Source organism: Yersinia sp. Marseille-Q3913, assembly GCF_963892745.1.
Taxonomy (GTDB): Bacteria; Pseudomonadota; Gammaproteobacteria; order Enterobacterales; family Enterobacteriaceae; genus Yersinia; species Yersinia bercovieri.
Window position 1 is genome coordinate 65,620 of record NZ_CAWQAF010000006.1, and the last position, 21,607, is coordinate 87,226.

Below are 21,607 nucleotides of genomic sequence, written 5' to 3' on the forward strand. Positions count from 1 at the left end.
CTTTGTAGGTAGTTTTTGACTGAGCAGGATGCACTTAAAGGGCGCATTTATCGGCAGGTTGATGCTTTTTAGTGCAGTGGCGGCAAAAAAAGAGGGTACAGTTATGTAAAGAGAGCTGTCGTCGGGTTCAGGCAACAAAAAACCCGCATTTAGCGCGGGTTTTATGCTGTTGGATGCTCTATAGGTTGGATGCATTTACACATTTAATGCATTCAATACAGTGATGGTTCCCCGGTAGGGCGGGTTTTAAAGCGGCGATGCAACCACAGATATTGCTCTGGTGCGCGCAAAATCTCTTGCTCAATCACCTTATTCATATAACTGGCGGCGGCAATCTCATCGTCGATGGGGTAATCCTCCAGCGCCGGCTGTATCAGCAACTCATAGCCACGGCCATCCGGTTTGCGCAGTAAAACCAGCGGCAACAGTGCCGGTTTTGCCAAACGGGCCAGCATAAAGGTGCCGCTGGTGGTCGCGGCTTGATCGACGGCGAACAGCGGCGCAAACACACTGCCACGCGGGCCGTAATCTTGATCCGGTGCAAACCATACTGCTTCGCCTCGCTTTAATGCCTGCACCATGCCACGGAGATCTTTGCGGTCGAGCATGGCTTTATTGGAGCGCATACGGCCCCAGGTTTGTACCAGCTCCATCACTTTATTGTTGTGTGGGCGGTACATCGCCATCATCGGCTGACACTGCCCCATCACGCGGCCACCCAGCTCCAGCGACATAAAGTGTACGCCAATCACCAAGACGCCACGGTTACCCTCTTGCGCTTTTTTCAGGTTATCCAGGCCGGAGACGGTAAACCAACGTTTAATACGGGCATCGGGCCAAAACCAGGCCATACCGGTCTCCATTAGCCCCATACCTAAGGATTCAAAATTGCCCACAATGGTGCGCTCAAGGGTTGGCTGGTCCATATCAGGGAAGCAGAGCTCCAGATTACGTCGTGCGATGGAAACCCGCCGCTTGAGAAAGCGCATTGAGGTGCGCCCCAGCCAAAGCCCCAGCTTGTTGAGCACCGGGTAAGGCAGTTGGACTAACAGAAACAGTAAACCAAGGCCAAACCAAGTGAGCCAATAGCGCGGGTGAAGCAGGGAAATATGAAATTTCTGCGGTTTTATCATGTGAACTCTATCGTGATGCGTTAAGTGCGAGTGTGTAACGCATAAGGATATAACTCGATAGCGGTACATATCGTCAGACACTGGGGGTCAATTATTGTTTTCGGAAAGACGACAATTGACGCAATCTTTACATTAAAAGCGGGGATCGCGTCGTGAATGGTCATAAAGGCAGGCTATCGGTTAGCGAATGTAGCTTTCAGTCGATTATATCATATTCGGAATAAATGAAAGAAAAAGATCAACGTAAGAGGTATGGGGTGAGTTATCTCGATATAAACTGCGCCCGTGCTGCCGCTATGAGTAGAAAATGAGGCTCTGAAAGAGGTGTTCTATTCATTCATTGTGCACGAAATGAGATCTTTATCTCAGTTTCGATCAATGGTGGTTTTAGCCGCCGATAATAGGTGGCTATTGGCGTGCCACATCATACTCAGGAAAATCATTTTGTACTTAATTGGTTAATTTTTTGTTAAATAGTGGTGTTGTATTTCTCTTGTTTTGATCGCTTTTGTTCTTTCTATTATTTTATTAACCAATTATTAACTCAATAACTCAATAAATTTTACTTTAATGGGCTTGTATCACAGTTCACTCTACCTCGTCGCGCGGCCTCTTGTGTTCTTTTGTTAATCTTCTGTATGTGAAAAGCAGTCACATGAAAATAAAACACTCACTTTGCAACACCACTGACTCTTCACCCTGCAACCAACCCGTTATCTGAAAGAAAACAAGAAGGTATTGCTATGAAATTTAATCTCGCATTACTGAATGCATGTGTTGTTTCTGCATGCATGCTGTTCACCACGCAAACGATGGCAGAGAAAAAACCTGAAATTGCCGTCGTGGCAAAAGTTACCGGTATTCCATGGTTTACGCGCATGGAAGTGGGCGTCAATGAAGCCGCGAAAAAATTAGATGTGAATGCTTACCAAGTGGGGCCAGCGACGCCCGATCCTGCGCAACAGGTTAAAGTTATTGAAGATCTGATCGCCAAAAATGTGGATGCCATCATTGTGGTGCCGAACGATGCCAAAGTGCTGGAGCCGGTACTGAAAAAAGCCCAAGAGAAGGGCATCGTGGTGCTGACTCATGAGTCACCGGATCAACGCATTGGGCAGTGGGATGTTGAAACTATCGATAGCGAAAAATATGCTCAGGCCAATATGGATGAACTGGCAAAAGCCATGGGCGGCAAAGGTGGCTATGCCATTTATGTCGGCTCTCTGACCGTGCCACTGCATAACGCCTGGGCAGATTACGCCATTAAATATCAGAAAGAAAAGTACCCTGAGATGTTCGAAGTCACCCCACGTCTGCCAGTGGCTGAGAACATTGATAAGTCTTACTCCACCACGCTGGATCTGATGAAAACCTATCCGCAAATGAAAGGGATCATTGGTTTTGGTTCTCTGGGGCCGATTGGTGCCGGTCAAGCGGTCGCCAAGAAACGGGCTAAGGATCAGATAGCAGTTGTCGGCATTGCGATGCCAGCACAGGCGGCACCTTATTTGATGCGCGGTGATATCAAAAAAGCCCTGCTGTGGGACCCGAAAGATGCCGGTTTTGCGGTGGTACAGATTGCTGATCAACTGCTGAAAGGGCAGAAAGTGACGCCGGATTTGACCATTGAAGGCTTAGGTAAAGCGGATGTTGATAGCGAAAAAGGGGTGATCCGTTTTAATAAAATTCTTGAAGTCACCAAAGACAATGCAAAAACTTTAGGTTTCTGATTTTCAGACGCCACATCAGGGAATAACCAGCGAATTCGCTGGGTTCAGTAGCAAAACAGGCAGTGGGAAAGCAGCCCCACTGCCCTCTCCACCCCCACCGAATGGCTGCAAAATAGCGCCATGCCTATGGCGTTAGGGAAGGTATTGTCATGACTCAGGCCAATGCATTTATCACGCTTGAAAATATCAGTAAGCGATTCCCCGGCGTGCTGGCGCTGGATCAGGTGAATCTCACACTGAACAAAGGGGAAGTGCACTGCCTGGCAGGCCAGAACGGCTGCGGCAAGAGCACCATTATCAAAGTGATTTCAGGGGTTTATCAGCCGGAGAAAGGCGCAAGTATCCTGATCGACGGCAAGCTGTTCCATCAGCTTACGCCGCAACTCTCATTCTTTTATGGCGTACAGGTGATATATCAGGACTTGTCGCTGTTCCCCAATTTAACTGTCTCAGAAAACATTGCCGTTCACCGCTATCTGCCCGGCGGCGACTTTTGGGTGAAACGTAAAAGTATGCGCGATCGGGCGCTGGCCGCCATGCAGCGCGTGGGTGTGACCCTCGATCCCGATAAAAAAGTGGAGCAACTCTCCATTGCTGACCGCCAATTAGTGGCTATCTGCCGCGCTATTGCCGCAGACGCCCGCTTGGTGATTATGGATGAGCCAACCGCTTCGCTGACCAGTCAGGAAGTGAAAGGTTTGCTGAACGTGGTGCGCGACCTGAAATCGCAAGGCATCTGCGTGGTATTCGTCAGCCACCGCCTGGATGAAGTGATGGAAGTGGCCGATAGAATCAGCGTGATGCGCGACGGCCAACTGATTGGCACCTGGCCTGCCAGCGAATTAGATAGCCATGAGTTGGCGTTCCGCATGACCGGCCAGCGCTTTACTTACAGCCAATTGCCGCCATTGGCGGTCAAGGCCGCGCCGCTACTGGAAGTCAGAAAACTGAGCCGTGGCGAGCAGTTCCGCAACATCGATCTGACCCTGCATGAGGGCGAGATTGTTTCAATTACTGGTTTACTGGGGGCGGGCCGCACCGAGCTGTGCCTGAGCCTGTTTGGCATGACCCAGCCTTCAAGTGGCGAAATACGTGTTGCTGGTGAGCCGGTTCGTTTTCGCCATAACCGCGACGCGATCCGCCAGGGGATCGGCTATGTCTCAGAAGATCGCCTGACGCAAGGTTTGATCATGGAACAGTCGATTTACGACAACACCATAGTGTCGATTTTCGACCAATTGCATACCCGCAGCGGCTTGCTGGATCACCCCAAAGCTGCCGCGCTGGTGAAGCAGCTGGTGCGGGATCTGAATATCAAAGTTTCCGACACTGCGCTGCCGGTAAAAACCCTGTCCGGCGGTAATGCGCAGCGAATTGCCATTGCCAAATGGGTAGCGACACAGCCGCGTATTTTGATTCTCGACTCACCGACGGTGGGGGTTGATATCGCCAACAAAGAGGGGATTTACCAAATTGCCAAAGCACTGGCGGCGCAGGGTATGGCGGTATTAATGATTTGTGACGAAATTCCTGAGGCGTACTACAACAGCCATCGGGTGCTGGTGATGCGCAAAGGTGAACTGGTGGCTGAGTTTTATCCGCATCAGTGCACCGAACAACAGATCGCCGAGGTGGTCAATGGATAAGCTAAAACTGCGGCAACTCACGGGCCGCCATGAGTTCTATCTGGGTCTGCTGGTGTTGTTACTGGCGATCGGTCTGAGTGTGAAAAGCCCTGAATTCCTGACGTTGGGGAACTTAACGGATGTTGCCACCAGCTATGCTATTTTGGGTATTTTAGCCTGCGGTCTGTTTGTGGTGCTGATTGCTGGTGGTATCGATATCTCTTTCCCCGCTGTCACGGCGATTGCGCAATATGTGATGGCCTCGTGGGTGATTACCCATGGCGGCAGCTTCGCGCTGGCATTTATCTTGGCTATGGCAGTCGGCTTGGTTCTGGGGCTGATTAATGGGTTGCTGGTTTATTGGCTGAAAGTTCCGGCGATAATTATCACCATTGCCACGCTGAATCTGTTCTACGGCCTGCTGGTTTATATCACCAACGGCACCTGGTTGTACGGCTTCCCTGACTGGTTTATGACCGGGATTAACTGGTTCTCGTTTACTGGCAGTGATGGCTACGACTATGGCCTGACACTCCCGCTGTTTTGTCTGGCCGCCACCACTATTTTCACTGGCGTATTGATGAATTACACCCGCATCGGGCGGCAGATCTTCGCCATGGGCAGCAACAAAGATGCCGCCTCTCGTCTGGGGATTAACATTCTGCGGCTGCATCTGTATGTCTATGGCTACATGGGCATATTGGCAGGTGTCGCGGCAGTGGTTCAGGCGCAGATCTCCCAATCAGTCGCACCTAACTCATTGATGGGATTCGAGTTAACTGTGCTGGCGGCCGTGGTACTGGGGGGCACCAGTATGAGTGGTGGCCGGGGAACACTGACCGGCACTGTGCTGGGCGTGATGCTGCTGGCATTTTTGCAAAACGGCCTGACGCTACTGAGCGTCTCTTCTTACTGGCATACGGTTTTCAGCGGCGTGATCATTTTGGTGAGCATTAGTACCACCGCATGGAATGAAAAACGCAAGTTGTTGAGGGAGCAGTGATATGACCTGGATAAACCGAATTATCCCCGATGACCGCATTATCCGGCTGCAACTGTTGATTCTGGTGGCGGTGATGTTGGCTTTCTCATTGACCCTGGGGCAGCGTTTTTTCAGCTTGGGTAACTTCCAGTCGATCTCATCGCAGTTGCCGATTTTAGGTATGTTGGCGCTGGGTATGGGGCTAACCATGCTGACGGGCGGCATTAACTTATCCATCATTGCTGGTGCCAATGCCTGCGCGTTAGTGATGGCGGCCATAATTGTCAGTCACCCCGATCAGCCGCTGTTTCTGCTGCTGGCGTTGGTGGCGGGATTGCTGGTGGCGGTAGCGATTGGCACCTTGAATGGGCTGTTGATCTCGGTCGTCGGTGTGTCGCCCATTCTGGCGACCCTGGGCACCATGACACTGATTACTGGCCTCAATATCTTATTGTCCAACGGTGATGTTATCTCAGGTTTCCCGCCAGTGATCCAGTACATTGGCAGCGGTGATATTGCCGGTATTCCGGTGGCGATGATCCTATTTTTGCTGGTGTCGGCGGGGCTGTGGGTATTGCTGGAACACACCACGCTGGGGCGCAGTATCTATCTGGTCGGCTCCAATGAGCAGGCGACCCGCTTTAGTGGCGTGAACACCCATCGGGTGCAGGTCGCGGTCTATATCCTGTCAGCCCTATTGGGTTGGGGGGCGGCCATTTTGATGATGGCGAAATTTAACTCAGCCAAAGCCGGTTATGGCGAGTCCTATCTGTTGGTGACTATTCTGGCCTCGGTATTGGGCGGGATTAACCCAGATGGCGGCTTTGGTCGCATTATCGGTCTGATCTTAGCGCTGGTGGTGCTGCAATTACTGGAAAGTGGCCTGAATTTGCTGGGGGTGAGTAGCTACCTGACCATGGCGTTATGGGGTGGGGTGCTGATCCTCTTTATCGCATTACAGAATCGTAAAGCTTAAGAATTGAGGGACAAAACAATGGCAAGTTACTTTATCGGCGTAGACGTAGGGACCGGCAGCGCAAGAGCCGGAGTATTCGATTTGCAGGGCCGCATGGTCGGGCAGGCTAGCCGTGAAATCACCATGTTTAAGCCCAAGGCAGATTTTGTTGAGCAGTCATCCGATAATATCTGGCTGGCGGTGTGTAATGCGGTGCGCGATGCGGTGAGTCAGGCCGATATCAACCCGATTCAGGTCAAAGGGCTGGGGTTTGATGCCACCTGTTCGCTGGTGGTGCTGGATAAAGAGGGCAATCCGTTGACCGTCAGTCCATCAGGGCGCAGCGAGCAAAATGTGATTGTCTGGATGGATCACCGCGCGATTATTCAGGCGGAACGAATCAATGCCACCAAGCATCCGGTGCTGGAGTTTGTCGGCGGGGTGATTTCACCGGAGATGCAGACGCCAAAACTGCTGTGGCTGAAGCAGCATATGCCGACCACCTGGAGCAATGTCGGCCATCTGTTTGATCTGCCTGACTTCCTGACCTGGCGTGCGACCAAAGATGAAACTCGCTCGCTCTGTTCCACGGTCTGCAAGTGGACCTATCTGGGCCATGAAGATCGCTGGGATCCCTCCTATTTCAAACAGGTGGGGCTAGGCGATTTGCTGGATAACAATGCGGCCAAAATTGGGGCCACGGTTAAGCCGATGGGGGAACCCTTGGGCCGTGGCTTGAGCCAGCGAGCGGCAGCGGAAATGGGTCTGATCCCCGGCACTGCCGTTAGTGTTTCGATTATTGATGCCCACGCGGGCACCATTGGTATCCTCGGTGCCAGTGGTGTGACGGGCGAGAACGCCAATTTTGATCGGCGAATTGCGCTGATCGGCGGCACCTCGACGGCTCATATGGCGATGTCACGTTCGGCGCATTTTATCGGCGGAATTTGGGGGCCATACTACTCGGCTATTCTACCGGAATATTGGCTCAATGAGGGCGGGCAGTCAGCGACGGGGGCTTTGATTGACCATATTATTCAGTCACATCCGTGCTATCCAGAGCTGCTGGCGCAAGCCAAAAGCAAGGGGGAGACTATCTATGAGGCACTGAATCATATTTTGCGCCAATTGGCGGGGGAGCCGGAAAATATCGCCTTCCTGACCAATGATATTCATATGCTGCCCTATTTCCACGGCAACCGCTCACCGCGCGCCAACCCGAATCTGACCGGCATCATTACCGGCCTGAAACTCTCCACCACGCCGGAGGATATGGCGCTGCGCTATCTCGCCACCATTCAGGCGCTGGCATTGGGGACGCGGCATATCATCGAAACCATGAATCAGAATGGTTATAACATTGACACCATGATGGCGAGCGGTGGCGGCACGAAAAACCCCATTTTTGTGCAGGAGCACGCCAATGCCACCGGCTGCGCCATGTTATTGCCGGAAGAGAGCGAAGCGATGTTGCTGGGCAGTGCCATGATGGGCACAGTCGCCGCCGGGGTATTTGAGTCATTGCCGGAGGCGATGGCCGCCATGAGCCGCATCGGGAAAACCGTTACGCCGCAAACCAATAAAATCAAAGCCTATTACGATCGCAAATATCGCGTGTTCCACCAGATGTATCACGATCATCTGCGCTATCAGGAATTGATGCGGGAGGAGGTATGAACCAGAGTGATGAATGGCAAACTGCCAGCGAGGCATGGATGACCTACAGTCGCGAACTGGCGGCCTTAAAAGAGAATGTTGATCAGCAGGTGTGGTTGCAGGTGTTGGATGCGCTGGCAGAGTGCCGTGGCAAAATTGCGGTGACGGGGGTGGGAACATCGGGTATCGCGGCGCGAAAAGTGGCGCATATGTTGGCCTGCGTGGAGCAACCCGCAATCTACCTGAATGCCACCGATGCCGCCCACGGGGATCTGGGGTTTCTCGGCGCGCAGGATATGATCATTTTGATCTCCAGAGGCGGCAATTCTGACGAGCTGACTCGTCTGATCCCCACGCTGCAACGCAAGCAGGTGAAGATCATCAGTGTGACAGAAAACGAACAGTCAACCATCGCGCAAGCCTCCGCTTTGGTGCTAAAAACTCATGTGAAGCAAGAGATTGACCCGCTAAATATGTTAGCGACCACCTCTATCGTTTTGGTGCTGGCGCTGTTTGATGCCATCTGTGCCTGCCTGATGGCCCGCAGTGGATTTACCAAAGAGAGCTTGCTGGCGGTGCATCCCGGCGGGGATGTCGGTATTGAGTTACGTAAGCAGAAATAAGTAAACAAGAGACAAAAAATACAAGGTTATTGGCAAAGTAGCCTAAGCGGAGAGAACAGGCAGATCGTAAAGACGCCGTAAAATCATCCCTGATGGCTCGAGCCGCGCCATCCGTGGCGCGGACGCTTTACTCTCCTGCCCATTCTCACCGTTATCGATCGAGTCACTGGGGTTTATCAGCAGCCTGATACCGCGCCGGTGTGACTGCGCGGTATTTTTTAAACGGCTTTTTGTTACCAGAACCCCAGCACTTTCCACCAGGCGCTACCGATAATCAACCAGATAGGGATCACCACCAGGCTTATCAGGAAGCCAATTTTCCACCAGGTTGCCAGCGGGATAAAATTACAGCCGAACAAGATAGGGGCAGGGCCGCCGGAGTAGTGAGTGGTCGCCATATACAGGTTACTGAACATACCAAACACCAGCACGGTCAGCATGGGTGGAGCTCCCGCAGCAATAGCAATAGAAACAAAAATGGCATACATGGCGCTGATATGTGCGATGGCGCTCGCCATCATATAGTGGCTGTAATAGTACGCCAGCAGCAGAATACCCATCATCGGTATCCAATTCATACCCTGCACCGAACCGGCAATGGAGGAGCCAAACCAGGTAATAAAGCCCAATTTATTCAATTGGCTAGCGAGTGTCAGCAGCACCGCAAACCAGATCACGGTGTGCCACGCCTCTTTCTCGGCAATCACATCATCCCACGTCAGTGCACCACTCAATAGCAGAATGGCTAAGCCAATAAAGGCGGTCATGGTGGCATCAATATTCAATGTCGCACCACTCACCCACAGGGTTACCAGCCCGATAAAGACGGATAAAACAATCCACTCATTGCGGCTCATCGGCCCCATTTCTTTCAGTTTCTCCAGCGCCAGTGCCCGCATTTCCGGTGTTTTTTTCAGTTCTGGCGGGTAGAAGCGGTAGAGCAACAAGGGGATGACTGCCAGAGAGATTAAGCCGGGGACTATGGCGGCTAGCGCCCAACTGGTCCAGGTGATGGTAATGCCCATCTCTCCCGCCAGCTTACTGATCATCGGGTTACCGGCCATTGAGGTCAGGAACATCGCACAGGTAATGGCATTACACTGGAAGATACATTGCACCAGAAACGCCCCGATTTTGCGCTCGGTGCCGCGTTCCGGGGTAGATTCATAGGCCTCTGAAATGGAGCGGAACAGCGGGGTGATGATGCCACCACAACGCGCCGAGGTAGAGGGCATGGCGGGGGCAAACAGTAAATCGGTGAGCACCAAACCGTAAGCCAGACCCAATGAACTGTGACCTAACTTACTGATAAACAAGTAGCCAACTCGGCGACCAAAACCGGTTTTAATAAAGCCGCGTGAGATAAAGAAGGCGCAAGCAATCATCCAGATGGTGGGATCGGCAAAACCGGCGAGCACTTCTTTGATGCTCAGCAGCCCCGTCGCCGCGACCACCGTCAGGCTGAAAATTGCCATCGCCCCCAAGGGATATGGCGAGAGGATCAGGCCAATAACCGTCGCCGCAAAGACCGCCATGAGGTGCCAGGCGCGTGGATCAACGGATCCCGGTACTGGGCTAAACCAGATACCTATCCCAATAAAGAGAATAAGCAGCATTCTTCCTATACGTGTTTTGAATATCGACATGATAATTTACCCTGATGCAATTATATATGCGGTACTAATGGTCACCGATAAAAACAGGTGAGCATTAATTATTAAGGCTGTGAAGATATGAAATAACTGTATAGACAAAATAACTTAACCATTTTGATCGAAGTCATTTTTATATTGTACGGAGTGTGGTGATTGGTGGGGAAAATATATTGTTCTGGTGAGGATAATTCAGACAAAGTTTAGCGATTACTTTACTTTCGTAATTATAAATAACAGAATTTTATCTGTTAAAACAAGGTGAATTCACATTAATAGCCGAGGGGATAAGCCAAAGGATCAGGTAAATCGTATAGATTAAGGACAGTAGAAGAAATAATACTGGGCATTTCACTTTTTTGCCGAACATTCGCTTTTTAGCGCGGCTGCTATTTTATATTCTCTGCGCAGGGCCATACTCTTCTTAGCAACAAAAAGACCCGCACAAAGGCGGGTCTTTTATTCAGAATGATTTAACTGCTCAGGGCTATCACCTTCATCGCTATCGTAAATCATTCATCAGGTATTAACTCTTACAGAGCAACAACATTTGCTGCTGCTGGGCCTTTCGCGCCATTCTCGATAGAGAATTCAACGTTTTGGCCTTCTTCTAAGGTTTTGAAATCATTGCTCTGGATAGCAGAGAAGTGAACGAACACATCTTTGCTGCCGTCAGCAGGAGAAATGAAACCGAAACCTTTGTCAGCGTTAAACCATTTTACTAAACCAGTCATTTTATTAGACATAGAGATACTTCCTTCAATTATTTTTGATTGCCGCCATAGGCGAGCGAATAGGCTTGGGCACAACTTATGGGGCACTTAGAAGGAATTTCGCGGAGAAGTGGTATCTGTCTGATAACGCTAATACGGGGAACTGCTTTACTAAAACTGCTTGCATAAATGTTACTGTCAACCGGGTACTGCTTTCTTACTTGAGTGTTGGCAACACTGCTCAGGTTAAACCGTCATCGCTGTCGGTTGCCAACACCCAGAATCACACTGTATTACAGAGCGACTACGTTTACCGCTGATGGGCCTTTAGCGCCGTTCTCGATAGAGAACTCAACTTTTTGGCCTTCATCTAAGGTTTTGAAATCATTGCTCTGGATAGCAGAGAAGTGAACGAACACGTCTTTGCTGCCGTCAGCAGGAGTGATGAAACCAAAACCTTTACCAGCGTCAAACCATTTTACTAAACCAGTCATTTTATTAGACATAGAGATATTTCCTTCAATTATTTTTTGCCGCAATATTGCAGCGAACGTGGTCTGTCTTTCAGAGGGTAACTTATGGGCACTTAGGAGGAGACTCACGGAGAAGGGATATCTAGGATAGCGCTTGAACTGAGGACTGCTTTACTAAAACTGCTTTCATAAGGTCTGTGTTCCAAACCGATGAAGCTATTTAACCACAATACATTTCTCATGGCAACACTATATTTGACTGCCATAACTAATGTGAATGGTTTTTTCAGCTGTAATTGTGCAGTGGAATGGTGATTTTATGTGACTAAACAGTCTGTTACGCCGATTAAAAATGATGCTAAATTTTAACCTGTTTTCTGTCATTAGCCCTCAAAATGCCGGAGAATAACCCCCGGCATTTAGTTTTAGCGAGGAGAAACCGTCACTGTGCCGCTACGATCGCTGGCAATCATAACGCGTTGGCCTGCTCCGAAACGGGTAGGGCCTTGCGCCTGCACCACGACAATATTGCTGCCATCATCTCGGCGTATTTCCAACTGCACACCTTCACTGCGGTTCATCGCACTCTGTACGCCTTGACCTGCCATACCACCGGCAACCACACCCCCCGCTGTTGCCAGGCTATTACCACGGCCACCGCCGATAGTATTCCCCAAGAACCCACCCACTACGGCACCGCCAATGGCACCTGCTACATTATTCTTATCGCCACCCTGAATGGTGACCGGACGCGCAGAGATAACCGTCCCGTAGGTTACGGTATGGACTTGTCGTGCCTGAGAGGAAGTGAAAGTATCACCAGATGATGTGCTGTTGTTGGCACAACCACTTAATACAGTTGTCGCGAGCGCTACGGCAATGACTAGTTTTTTCATAATTAACCCCTAATTGTCGGTATGAGTCAGCCATACCCTTCTTATTTGACGTTGCAGCTCGCTCTCCCAACTTACTGATTTGCATCAGCTCATCGGGGTTCATTCGTGCGCTGCTGTGCTGAAACGCCAGCTATTTTAACTATAGATAGCCGTTGATAATGACTATAGCGTGATAACGATTGATCTGCGGAGATAAATATTGAGCATATGCTTATATATAGGCGAGTTCTTGCTCTCTTTTCGTGCTACCGTCATTGCTCAATAGGGTCTTTCTACCGCTTCAGGAATGCTGTCTTGTCACGCTCGATTATTTCTACCAAGATTTTCCGCCTCGACTTAGGTCGCCTAATCCTTATTCTGGCTGTGATGAGTGCGTTTGTAACGCTGGCGAACAGCTTCTATGCCAGTTATCGGGTGCAGCGGCAGCTATTGATTGATAACACATTGGAAGCCAATCGTGTTTATGCCACCAAGCTGGCGTCCAGCACTGAGATTTTTTTGAAAAGTGCGCAAAAGCAGCTCTATTACAGCAGCATGATTGCCGCCAGGAATTTTGATGATCCCGCCATTCTGCAAGCAGAAACTGCCCGGCTAAAATACCAGACCGATAACTTCAACTCGGTGGTCATCACTGATGCGCACGGTGTTATCCGTGCCACATCGCCAGATAGCCTCCAGTTACTGGGCCAAACCCTGACCTCTCCGGGGTCGGTGGAAGCGCTAAAATTGCGCCGCCCGCTAATTAGCAAACCTTATTTATCGGCAGCTAATAATCTGGTCGTCAATATATCAACCCCGATTATCACGCCGGATGGGCGCTATCGTGGCTATATCGGCGGGAGTATTTATCTACGCAAGCAAAGCATATTAAATGAGTTATTGGGTGAGCACTACTATCGCGATGGCTCCTATATTGTGGTGCTGGATAGCGATCGGCGCATCCTTTACCACCGGGATGCAAACCGTGTCGGGGAGATGCTCCCGCCGAGGCCACTCACTGAGGCCGTGAAAACGGCAAGTAATGGCAGTTTGATGGTGATCAATACCAGTGGTGAGTCGATGCTGGCGGGTTACGCTGTCGTGGAGCCATCAGGTTGGGAAATTATTACCTTGCGGCCTGAGGCATCAACCTTGAAGCCGTTGGAAGGGCTAATGATTAAGGGCTTGGGGCATATTGCACCGCTGGCGTTACTCACTTTGCTGGGGGTCTGGTTGCTATCTCGCCTGATTGCCCGCCCGTTGTGGTTACTGGCGGGCAGTGCCAACGACATGGATAAACCGGATATCGCATTTAGTATCAAAGAGATACCATCATGGTATTTCGAGTCTACGCAACTCAAGCGGGCGATGTTGATAGGCATCAGCTTGCTGCAAAAGAAAATTGGTAAATTGAAATTTGAGGCGCAAACCGATCCGATGACGGGCCTGTATAACCGACGGGGATTGGCCACCGCCCTTGAGCCTATCGGACAACTCGGACAGCACTTTTCAGTTATTGCGTTGGATATTGACCACTTTAAGTTGATTAATGACACCTATGGGCATGATGTCGGTGATGAGGTGATCAAACAATTGGCGACTCAGATCCGTGATAACTCTCGCGATACCGATATCCTGTGTCGTAGCGGCGGTGAAGAGTTTCTGATGTTGCTACCGGGGACGACACTTGATGTGGCGACACAGGTTGCCAATCGGCTGCGCCACAATGTAGAAATGATGGCGATAGCAAACATTCGGCCCATCACGATTTCACTGGGTGTCGCCTATTGGAGTGGCGAAGGTATGCCAGAAGATGCACTGAAACAGGCTGATGAGGCGCTATATCGCGCGAAACAGCAGGGCCGTAATCGGGTAGTGGTTGGTTGATAAATTCACGCCAGTGGGCACTGAATCATAGCAACAAAAAAGGCGTGCTCCGTGTGGAGTACGCCTTTTTAAACAACAAGTTAACTGACTAGTATCAGTTCATGCCGTATTTTTTCAATTTCTTACGCAGCGTGCCACGGTTGATGCCCATCATCAGGGCAGCGCGGGTTTGGTTGCCACGGGTGTATTGCATCACCATGTCCAACAATGGCTGTTCAACTTCAGCCAGTACCAACTCATACAGGTCACTCACATCCTGACCATTCAGTTGAGCAAAATAGTTCTTCAGTGCTTGTTTAACCGAGTCACGCAAAGGCTTTTGAGTCACCTGATCTTGTGAATTTACGGTTGCAACGGTCAGTACGTCAGAATTTACGCGTTGTTCGAACATAGTTCTGTCAGCTCTTTTTTCTGTTTACGCAAGATTTTCGAAATATGCCTCCAACGCCTCCAGCTGTTCGCTGGCATCCTCAATGGCGTTGAATGTGCGCCGAAACTGGTCGTTAGGGGCGTGCTCCTGGAGATACCAAGAGACGTGCTTACGTGCAATACGAAATCCCTTGCCTGGACCATAAAAGTCGTGCAATTCCCGTATATGCCCGTTTAACAAGCGCTGCACTTCGCCAAGTGGCATCGGTGGCAGCAGCTCCCCAGTGTCCAGGTAGTGCTGGATTTCCCGGAAGATCCAAGGTCTTCCCTGAGCGGCACGTCCTATCATCAGAGCATCAGCTCCAGTGTAGTCGAGCACCGCTCTGGCTTTATGCGGGTCAGTGATGTCACCATTCGCGATAACGGGAATGGAAACAGTCTGCTTAACTGCCCGAATGCTGTCGTATTCCGCCTCACCATTAAACAGGCAAGAACGAGTTCGGCCATGAATCGTCAGGGCCTGTATACCACAATTTTCGGCCAGTTGGGCAATTTCTATACAGTTACGGTGTTCTGGCGACCAACCCGTTCTGATCTTCAACGTGACTGGCACATCTACCGCATTGACGACTGCGGAGAGGATCTGTTTGACCAGATCGGGATGCTGCAACAGCGCAGATCCTGCCAGCTTGCGGTTCACTTTCTTGGCCGGACATCCCATATTGATATCGATGATTTGGGCACCGTTTGCCACATTAATTCGGGCAGCCGCCGCCATATCATCTGGGTCGCTACCGGCAATTTGCACGGTACGAATTCCAGGCTCATCACTATGAACCATGCGCAAACGCGACTTATCCGTCCGCCATACCTCAGGATTTGAGGAGAGCATTTCAGATACTGCCATTCCAGCCCCCATGCCATGACATAGCGCTCTGAAGGGGCGGTCTGTTATACCGGCCATCGGGGCGGCAATCAGGCAATTTGTAAGCTGGAAGTGTCCAATACGCATAGACAAAGAATGACCACACTGTGTCCGTAAGGGCGCGTATATTACGCATTTTTGCGCCCAGATGAAAGGCCAAACTTTGACCAATTGATGAAAAAAGAGCAGTAAATTGCGACTCAATCTTGGCTAATTAATTATTTATTCATATATAACATGACGTTAAGGCTAATTGGTTAATTTGTGCGCTTTAGTGTTTTCTACTAAACAACATAATTATTGACTGGTGCCGCCACATAATCTTGGTCGAAAGTGCTGTTTTATTCATCAAATCAACGATAAAGCACAGATGCAAATGTGTCGGGCATCTCATTTTGGCTAAAAATAGTGTGCGATAAGGTACCGGGAAGTGCTATTTCGAATGAGGGAGAGAACCCCCTGCTGTTATCCCATAACAAGAGCAGGGGATATTGCTGGTTATGCTATGGCTTACGCACGCCCGTAATGCGACACCACTCCTCTTTCTCGGCCACTGGGTCGAGGGTGAACATATCCTCGTAAGCCTCAGCGACACCCGCAGCTTGTGTTGCCAGTACCCCTGACAGGCCAAGGTGGCCGCCAGCAACCGGCAAGACGCTAATCAGCGGTGCCAGCTCCCGTAGCGGGCCTGCCAGAATATTGGCAACCACCACGTCAGCGGATAAATCAGCCGGTTGGTCTTTTGCCAAATATAGCGCCAAACGCTCTGAAACGCCGTTACGCTGCGCGTTATCGCGACTGGCCTGAATGGCCTGCGGATCGATATCAATGCCGATAGCGTGCGTTGCACCGAGTTTTAGCGCCGCAATCGCCAGGATGCCAGAGCCGCAACCGAAGTCGATAACGGTTTTACCCGCCAGATCGAGGCCGTCGAGCCATTGCAGGCACAACGCGGTGGTCGGGTGAGTCCCGGTGCCAAACGCCAGACCGGGGTCGAGCATCACATTCACGGCGGTTGGGTCGGGCACATCACGCCAGCTTGGGCAGATCCACAGGCGCTCGCCAAAACGCATCGGGTGGAAGTTATCCATCCATTCACGCTCCCAATCTTTATCTTCCAACTGTTCAATCTTATGGATGAAACCTTTCCCGAGCTGCGGGTGGTATTCCAGCATGGTAACCACTTCGGCCATATCGGTTTCGGCATCATACAGACCGATGACATCGGTATCGCCCCACAGACGAGTTTCGCCCGGCAGTGGCTCAAACACCGGATTATCGTGGGTATCCTGAAACGTGACAGAAACCGCGCCACTCTCAATCAGCACGTCGCCCAGAGATTCGGCCTGATTACCGGTGGTGTTTAACTTCAATTGGATCCAAGGCATAGCTTCTCTCTTCCAAAACCGATCCTTAACTTGCGTTTTGGGATCGGTTTTTCTCAATTAGGTTTCGGTAAAAAATATAGGTTTCGGTAAATAATAGCGGTATATAGCGATTTATTCAGCGCTGGCGGTAACGGGTTGCCGCGTTCGTGTGCGATCGCCAAACTGATTGCCGATATAAAACGCCAGCAGATTGAGCACCAGCGAAGGTACTATCGGGTGCAGGCCGGCTATTTTAATGTTGAAACTGGCCAGTACTGTATAGCATATCGCACCGACAATCATTGAGCTAAGGGCACCGTGGGCATTGGCGCGCTCCCAGTACAGCCCCAGTACCAATGGCCAGAGGAATACTGCCTCCAGGCCACCAAAGGCGAGCAGATTCAGCCAGATAATCATCTCTGGTGGACGCCATGCGGCAAGGAGCAGCAATAGCCCAAGGATCAGTGTCGACATGCTGGAAATGCGCTTCAGTCTACCCTCATTTTTCAGCTCTTCCGGCCTCAGATTGAGGTACAGATCTTTCACAATAGTGGCGGAGGATTGCAGCAGTTGGGCATTGATGGTCGACATTATCGCCGCCATCGGTGCCGCCAAAAATATCCCCGCCGCGAAAGGGGGTAGAACGGTGATCATTAGTGTTGGGATCACTTGATCGGGGATCTTCAGATCTGGCAGGATCGCCCGGCCGAGTGCACCCGCCAGATGCATACCGAACATCAGGATCGCCACCACAATGGTGCCGATAATAATGCCGCGATGCACCGCTTTGCTATCACGATACGAAATACATCGCACGGCGGTATGTGGCAAACCAATCACCCCAAAGCAGACCAGGATCCAGAATGAGGCCATAAATGGCACATCAAGGATCTGATCGCCCCCTTGCGGGGAAACCAGCGCCGGATCGATATGTTGCAACGTCTCGACCGCTTTATGCAGGCCACCGGCAGCATGGATCACCGCCACCAGGAGCAAAATGGTGCCAATCAGCATCACCAGCCCTTGCAGGGCGTCATTCAGCACACTGGCGCGGAAGCCACCGAAAGAGGTATAGAGCGCGATACTGATGCCGAAGATCAATAAGCCGGTGTCGTAAGGGATGCCGGCTGCGGTTTCCAGCAAGCGCGCACCGCCGATAAACTGCACCGTCATGGCCCCGACAAACGCCACCAGTAGGCTGAGGCTGGCCAGCCACACCAGTAAGCGGCTCTGATAGCGGGCGTACAGCATGTCGTTGAGGGTCACGGCATTATAGCGGCGCGCCAAAATAGCAAATTTCTTTCCTAGCACGCCCAAGGACAACCAGACAGCGGGCAGTTGGATCATCGCCAACAAGACCCAGCCGAGGCCATATTTATAAGCCGCACCTGGCCCTCCAATGAATGAGCTGGCGCTGATATAGGTGGCGGTTAGGGTCATTGCCAATACGAATCCCCCCATCGAGCGATTGCCGATGAAGTATTCATTGAGAAAATTCCCGGTTTGGCGGCGAGTATAAGCATAAATGGATAAGCCAAATACCATCGCCAAATAGCCCACTAGTGGCAGGATGACATCAGTTTGCATTGTCGTCCCCCAGTGGGATATCGCGGAAAATCACGCGCACCATCAGCCAACATAGCCCGATAAACAGCAGCGGCAGTGCAATACAGGCGGCTTCAAACCAAGCAGGTAAGCCCGTCATTCCGGGAATATTACCCGGTAAATAAGCTGTTATTATCCAGCCAGCTAAATAAGCCAGCGTTAAGCCAAAGGCCCAGCGTGCTTCTTTGTTTGCCTGTAGGAATCTTGTTTCCATGTTTTCTCCATACCCTTCGTACTTGGCGCTACAGCGTTGTTAGCCGCCTGGCCGCTCCCGCTATCCGAATTGACTGATCGGATTTCATTCGTTTGCCGCATGGTAGTTGTGCTAATTATTTAGGGCATCTAAGCCGAAAGAGAGTTTAAAAAGAAAAAAGGCCGGGATTAACCGGCCCTGATATAAAAGATATACCCGTCATACTTCAAGCTGTATGTGCGTTGGCTGTCTTCGTTCACCCCAGTTACTTACTGATGTAAGCCCCTGGGCATTCACTCAGTTGCCGCCTTTCTGCAACTCGAACTATTTTGGGTATAAAACACATGAAAGGTAAAAATCAGGTCTCTTGCAACCCGAGTTTCTTCTCCAGATAGTGGATATTGGTGCCACCGTGCTGGAAGTTTTCGTCATTCATGATGCGTTGCTGCAACTCAACGTTGGTTTTGATGCCGTCGATGATGAGTTCTGCCAACGCATTTTTCATGCGAGCAATCGCCACATCACGGTTTTCACCGTAAGTGATCAGCTTGCCGATCATGGAGTCATAATATGGCGGCACAGTATAACCGGCGTAAATATGAGACTCCCAACGCACACCAAAACCGCCCGGCGCATGGAAACGGGTAATTTTACCCGGACTCGGCAGGAAGGTATTTGGATCTTCGGCGTTGATACGGCATTCGACGGCATGACCATGGACTTTCACTTCATCTTGTTTGATGGAGAGAGGTTGGCCAGCAGCGATACGCAGCTGTTCTTTGATCAAATCGACACCGGTGATCATTTCGGTAACCGGGTGCTCAACCTGAATACGGGTGTTCATTTCGATGAAATAGAACTCGCCGTTTTCATACAAGAACTCGAAAGTCCCTGCACCACGATAGCCGATCTCCACGCAAGCTTTCGCACAGCGTTCACCAATATAACGGCGCATTTCGCCAGTGATACCTGGTGCTGGTGCCTCTTCGACCACTTTCTGGTGGCGGCGCTGCATAGAGCAGTCGCGCTCAGCCAGATAAATGGCGCTACCCTGACCGTCAGCCAAAATCTGAATTTCGATATGGCGTGGGTTTTCAAGGTATTTTTCCATATAAACCATGTCGTTATTGAAAGCCGCTTTGGCTTCCGCACGGGTCATGTTAATGGATTGCTCAAGATCTTTATCGTGGCGAACCACACGCATACCACGACCACCGCCGCCGCCAGATGCCTTGATGATGACCGGATAACCGATACGTTTGGCAAAGGCTTTGTTCTTGGTGGTGTCGTCGGTCAGTGGGCCGTCAGAGCCGGGTACGCAAGGAACACCTGCTTTCTTCATCGCGCTGATAGCGGAAACTTTATCGCCCATCAGGCGAATGGTTTCGGCACGTGGCCCGATAAAGATGAAACCTGAACGTTCTACCTGTTCGGCAAAATCAGCATTTTCAGACAGGAAACCATAGCCGGGGTGAATAGCCACCGCGCCGGTGATCTCAGCAGCAGAAATGATTGCCGGGATGTTCAGATAGCTTTTAACAGAAGGCGCGGGACCGATACAGACAGTCTCGTCAGCCAATAACACATGTTTAAGATCACGATCTGCCGTGGAGTGAACTGCGACAGTTTTGATCCCCAGCTCTTTACAAGCTCGCAGGATACGCAGCGCAATCTCACCACGGTTAGCGATTACGATTTTATCAAGCATGGAACGCCTCGTTACTCGATGACGACAAGAGGCTCGTCGAATTCAACCGGTTGACCGTTTTCAACCAGAATGGCTTTTACAGTACCGGATTTATCTGCTTCGATTTGGTTCATCATTTTCATCGCTTCAACGATGCAAAGAGTGTCACCAGCAGAAACTTTCTGACCTACTTCAATGAAGGCTTTAGCATCCGGGCTCGGGGTGCGGTAGAAAGTACCGACCATTGGGGAGCGCACGATATGGCCGCTGATAGCTGCCGGTGTTGCGGCTTCAGCAGCAGGTGCTGGCGCGACAGCGGCGGCCAGAGCTGGCTGCTGTGGTGCTGCAAACGCATACGGCTGTTGCATCATTGGGTAGTTTGGTGTGGCGGGAGCACGACTGATACGTACTGACTCTTCGCCTTCTGAGATTTCCAGCTCTGAAATGCCGGACTCTTCAACCAGTTCGATCAGTTTCTTAATCTTACGAATATCCATGAGTGTGATTCCGTACTCTTTTTGTGTGGCAATTAGTTGGATTTTGACAAGCGATTTACCGCTGCCTGTAAAGCAAAGTTGTAGCCGTCCGCGCCAAGTCCGCAGATGACGCCAACCGCGATATCAGAGAGATATGAGTGATGACGGAACGGCTCCCTGGCGTGCACATTAGACAGATGGATCTCGATAAACGGGATCTCCACGCCTAGCAATGCATCGCGCAGTGCTACGCTGGTATGCGTAAACGCTGCCGGGTTGATCAGGATAAAATCGGTATTACCCCGCGCCTGGTGGATTCTCTCGATCAGCACATGTTCTGCATTTGACTGCAAATGGGAAAGCGCGACATCCACTTCCTGAGCTTGCGTCTCTAACTGGCTGACAATCTCAGCCAACGTGGTCGAACCGTACTTTTCCGGTTCACGCGTTCCAAGCAGATTCAAGTTAGGGCCATTCAGAAGCAAAATGTGAAACTTATCCGACATTGTGCTGGTATCTCCGGCAATAAGTACATCATCGTAAAAAATAACCTGATGTTACCGATTTGTCACCTTTTTACGATGAATTTGACACTGCGATCGGTACTAAGGTCGGGCATTATAATGATATCGTAGCAATTAGCAGCTAAATACTGGTCTTATCAGCGAAGATATTCAATAG

The 21,607-nt window shown here is 50.7% G+C and carries 20 protein-coding genes; 7 read left to right on the forward strand and 13 right to left on the reverse strand.

The genetic code is table 11. The features are described from left to right. Positions 1-212: 212 nt before the first annotated feature. Complete coding sequence (lpxP, locus tag AACW11_RS03260; protein WP_212585936.1) at positions 213-1,133, reverse strand: kdo(2)-lipid IV(A) palmitoleoyltransferase; 921 nt, start codon at positions 1,131-1,133, stop codon at positions 213-215. Between the two features lie 743 nt (positions 1,134-1,876). Here lpxP and AACW11_RS03265 point away from each other — a divergent pair. The 6 genes from AACW11_RS03265 to AACW11_RS03290 all read left to right on the forward strand — a co-directional run bounded on the left by AACW11_RS03265 (position 1,877) and on the right by AACW11_RS03290 (position 8,704). After that, a complete protein-coding gene (locus AACW11_RS03265) occupies positions 1,877-2,863 on the forward strand; it encodes an autoinducer 2 ABC transporter substrate-binding protein (protein ID WP_212585937.1) in 987 nt (328 codons plus the stop codon). Positions 2,864-3,012: 149 nt separating this feature from the next. Then, positions 3,013-4,509, forward strand: a complete 1,497-nt coding sequence (locus AACW11_RS03270) for a sugar ABC transporter ATP-binding protein (protein ID WP_212585938.1) — start codon at positions 3,013-3,015, stop codon at positions 4,507-4,509. After that, complete coding sequence (locus AACW11_RS03275; protein ID WP_212585939.1) at positions 4,502-5,491, forward strand: ABC transporter permease; 990 nt, start codon at positions 4,502-4,504, stop codon at positions 5,489-5,491. The genes AACW11_RS03270 and AACW11_RS03275 overlap by 8 nt, the downstream gene beginning before the upstream one ends. A gap of 1 nt (position 5,492) precedes the next feature. Beyond that, on the forward strand, positions 5,493-6,446 hold the full coding sequence (locus AACW11_RS03280) for an ABC transporter permease (protein WP_212585940.1): 954 nt from the start codon (positions 5,493-5,495) through the stop codon (positions 6,444-6,446). An 18-nt stretch (positions 6,447-6,464) separates the two neighbouring features. Continuing rightward, positions 6,465-8,102 (forward strand): FGGY-family carbohydrate kinase, encoded by a 1,638-nt coding sequence (locus tag AACW11_RS03285; protein WP_212585941.1) that lies wholly within the window; start codon positions 6,465-6,467, stop codon positions 8,100-8,102. Continuing rightward, positions 8,099-8,704, forward strand: a complete 606-nt coding sequence (locus tag AACW11_RS03290; protein WP_212585942.1) for a KpsF/GutQ family sugar-phosphate isomerase — start codon at positions 8,099-8,101, stop codon at positions 8,702-8,704. The genes AACW11_RS03285 and AACW11_RS03290 overlap by 4 nt, the downstream gene beginning before the upstream one ends. Positions 8,705-8,937: 233 nt before the next feature. Here AACW11_RS03290 and AACW11_RS03295 read toward each other — a convergent pair whose 3' ends face one another. The 4 genes from AACW11_RS03295 to AACW11_RS03310 all read right to left on the reverse strand — a co-directional run bounded on the left by AACW11_RS03295 (position 8,938) and on the right by AACW11_RS03310 (position 12,438). Continuing rightward, positions 8,938-10,350: an anion permease gene (locus AACW11_RS03295; protein ID WP_212585943.1), complete on the reverse strand. Its 1,413-nt coding sequence runs from the start codon at positions 10,348-10,350 to the stop codon at positions 8,938-8,940. 539 nt (positions 10,351-10,889) lie between these two features. Beyond that, positions 10,890-11,102 carry a cold shock protein CspG gene (gene cspG / locus AACW11_RS03300; protein WP_005271336.1) on the reverse strand — a complete coding sequence of 71 codons (213 nt, stop codon included), beginning with the start codon at positions 11,100-11,102 and terminating at the stop codon, positions 10,890-10,892. A 260-nt stretch (positions 11,103-11,362) separates the two neighbouring features. Further along, positions 11,363-11,575 (reverse strand): transcription antiterminator/RNA stability regulator CspE, encoded by a 213-nt coding sequence (gene cspE / locus AACW11_RS03305; RefSeq protein WP_005163090.1) that lies wholly within the window; start codon positions 11,573-11,575, stop codon positions 11,363-11,365. A 392-nt stretch (positions 11,576-11,967) separates the two neighbouring features. Then, on the reverse strand, positions 11,968-12,438 hold the full coding sequence (locus AACW11_RS03310) for an outer membrane lipoprotein (RefSeq protein WP_212585944.1): 471 nt from the start codon (positions 12,436-12,438) through the stop codon (positions 11,968-11,970). A gap of 306 nt (positions 12,439-12,744) precedes the next feature. On the opposite strand from AACW11_RS03310, the gene AACW11_RS03315 reads away from it, so the two are divergent. Further along, the gene (locus AACW11_RS03315; protein WP_212585962.1) at positions 12,745-14,304 is read left to right on the forward strand and encodes a sensor domain-containing diguanylate cyclase; all 1,560 of its coding nucleotides are present in this window, start codon (positions 12,745-12,747) and stop codon (positions 14,302-14,304) included. A 94-nt stretch (positions 14,305-14,398) separates the two neighbouring features. Here AACW11_RS03315 and fis read toward each other — a convergent pair whose 3' ends face one another. The 8 genes from fis to aroQ all read right to left on the reverse strand — a co-directional run bounded on the left by fis (position 14,399) and on the right by aroQ (position 21,432). Further along, positions 14,399-14,695, reverse strand: coding sequence for a DNA-binding transcriptional regulator Fis (fis, locus tag AACW11_RS03320; protein WP_002210061.1), 297 nt, complete (start codon positions 14,693-14,695; stop codon positions 14,399-14,401). A gap of 24 nt (positions 14,696-14,719) precedes the next feature. Next, positions 14,720-15,685 carry a tRNA dihydrouridine synthase DusB gene (dusB, locus tag AACW11_RS03325; protein WP_050125812.1) on the reverse strand — a complete coding sequence of 322 codons (966 nt, stop codon included), beginning with the start codon at positions 15,683-15,685 and terminating at the stop codon, positions 14,720-14,722. Positions 15,686-16,101: 416 nt separating this feature from the next. Beyond that, a complete protein-coding gene (prmA, locus tag AACW11_RS03330) occupies positions 16,102-16,986 on the reverse strand; it encodes a 50S ribosomal protein L11 methyltransferase (protein ID WP_212585945.1) in 885 nt (294 codons plus the stop codon). A 111-nt stretch (positions 16,987-17,097) separates the two neighbouring features. Continuing rightward, positions 17,098-18,552: a sodium/pantothenate symporter gene (gene panF, locus AACW11_RS03335; protein WP_212585946.1), complete on the reverse strand. Its 1,455-nt coding sequence runs from the start codon at positions 18,550-18,552 to the stop codon at positions 17,098-17,100. After that, the gene (locus tag AACW11_RS03340) at positions 18,542-18,784 is read right to left on the reverse strand and encodes a YhdT family protein (RefSeq protein ID WP_005271356.1); all 243 of its coding nucleotides are present in this window, start codon (positions 18,782-18,784) and stop codon (positions 18,542-18,544) included. Before AACW11_RS03340 ends, panF begins: the two co-directional genes overlap by 11 nt. A 337-nt stretch (positions 18,785-19,121) precedes the next feature. Next, positions 19,122-20,471, reverse strand: coding sequence for an acetyl-CoA carboxylase biotin carboxylase subunit (accC, locus tag AACW11_RS03345; RefSeq protein ID WP_005271359.1), 1,350 nt, complete (start codon positions 20,469-20,471; stop codon positions 19,122-19,124). An 11-nt stretch (positions 20,472-20,482) separates the two neighbouring features. Further along, a complete protein-coding gene (accB, locus tag AACW11_RS03350) occupies positions 20,483-20,947 on the reverse strand; it encodes an acetyl-CoA carboxylase biotin carboxyl carrier protein (protein WP_212585947.1) in 465 nt (154 codons plus the stop codon). A 32-nt stretch (positions 20,948-20,979) separates the two neighbouring features. After that, positions 20,980-21,432: a type II 3-dehydroquinate dehydratase gene (gene aroQ, locus AACW11_RS03355; RefSeq protein WP_032896624.1), complete on the reverse strand. Its 453-nt coding sequence runs from the start codon at positions 21,430-21,432 to the stop codon at positions 20,980-20,982. Between the last annotated feature and the right edge of the window lie 175 nt (positions 21,433-21,607).

Coding starts and splice junctions, on each gene's coding strand:
- lpxP (WP_212585936.1), bottom strand. CDS start 1,133: ATGATAAAACCGCAGAAATTTCATATTTCCCTGCTTCACCCGCGCTAT.
- AACW11_RS03265 (WP_212585937.1), top strand. CDS start 1,877: ATGAAATTTAATCTCGCATTACTGAATGCATGTGTTGTTTCTGCATGC.
- AACW11_RS03270 (WP_212585938.1), top strand. CDS start 3,013: ATGACTCAGGCCAATGCATTTATCACGCTTGAAAATATCAGTAAGCGA.
- AACW11_RS03275 (WP_212585939.1), top strand. CDS start 4,502: ATGGATAAGCTAAAACTGCGGCAACTCACGGGCCGCCATGAGTTCTAT.
- AACW11_RS03280 (WP_212585940.1), top strand. CDS start 5,493: ATGACCTGGATAAACCGAATTATCCCCGATGACCGCATTATCCGGCTG.
- AACW11_RS03285 (WP_212585941.1), top strand. CDS start 6,465: ATGGCAAGTTACTTTATCGGCGTAGACGTAGGGACCGGCAGCGCAAGA.
- AACW11_RS03290 (WP_212585942.1), top strand. CDS start 8,099: ATGAACCAGAGTGATGAATGGCAAACTGCCAGCGAGGCATGGATGACC.
- AACW11_RS03295 (WP_212585943.1), bottom strand. CDS start 10,350: ATGTCGATATTCAAAACACGTATAGGAAGAATGCTGCTTATTCTCTTT.
- cspG (WP_005271336.1), bottom strand. CDS start 11,102: ATGTCTAATAAAATGACTGGTTTAGTAAAATGGTTTAACGCTGACAAA.
- cspE (WP_005163090.1), bottom strand. CDS start 11,575: ATGTCTAATAAAATGACTGGTTTAGTAAAATGGTTTGACGCTGGTAAA.
- AACW11_RS03310 (WP_212585944.1), bottom strand. CDS start 12,438: ATGAAAAAACTAGTCATTGCCGTAGCGCTCGCGACAACTGTATTAAGT.
- fis (WP_002210061.1), bottom strand. CDS start 14,695: ATGTTCGAACAACGCGTAAATTCTGACGTACTGACCGTTGCAACCGTA.
- dusB (WP_050125812.1), bottom strand. CDS start 15,685: ATGCGTATTGGACACTTCCAGCTTACAAATTGCCTGATTGCCGCCCCG.
- prmA (WP_212585945.1), bottom strand. CDS start 16,986: ATGCCTTGGATCCAATTGAAGTTAAACACCACCGGTAATCAGGCCGAA.
- panF (WP_212585946.1), bottom strand. CDS start 18,552: ATGCAAACTGATGTCATCCTGCCACTAGTGGGCTATTTGGCGATGGTA.
- AACW11_RS03340 (WP_005271356.1), bottom strand. CDS start 18,784: ATGGAAACAAGATTCCTACAGGCAAACAAAGAAGCACGCTGGGCCTTT.
- accC (WP_005271359.1), bottom strand. CDS start 20,471: ATGCTTGATAAAATCGTAATCGCTAACCGTGGTGAGATTGCGCTGCGT.
- accB (WP_212585947.1), bottom strand. CDS start 20,947: ATGGATATTCGTAAGATTAAGAAACTGATCGAACTGGTTGAAGAGTCC.
- aroQ (WP_032896624.1), bottom strand. CDS start 21,432: ATGTCGGATAAGTTTCACATTTTGCTTCTGAATGGCCCTAACTTGAAT.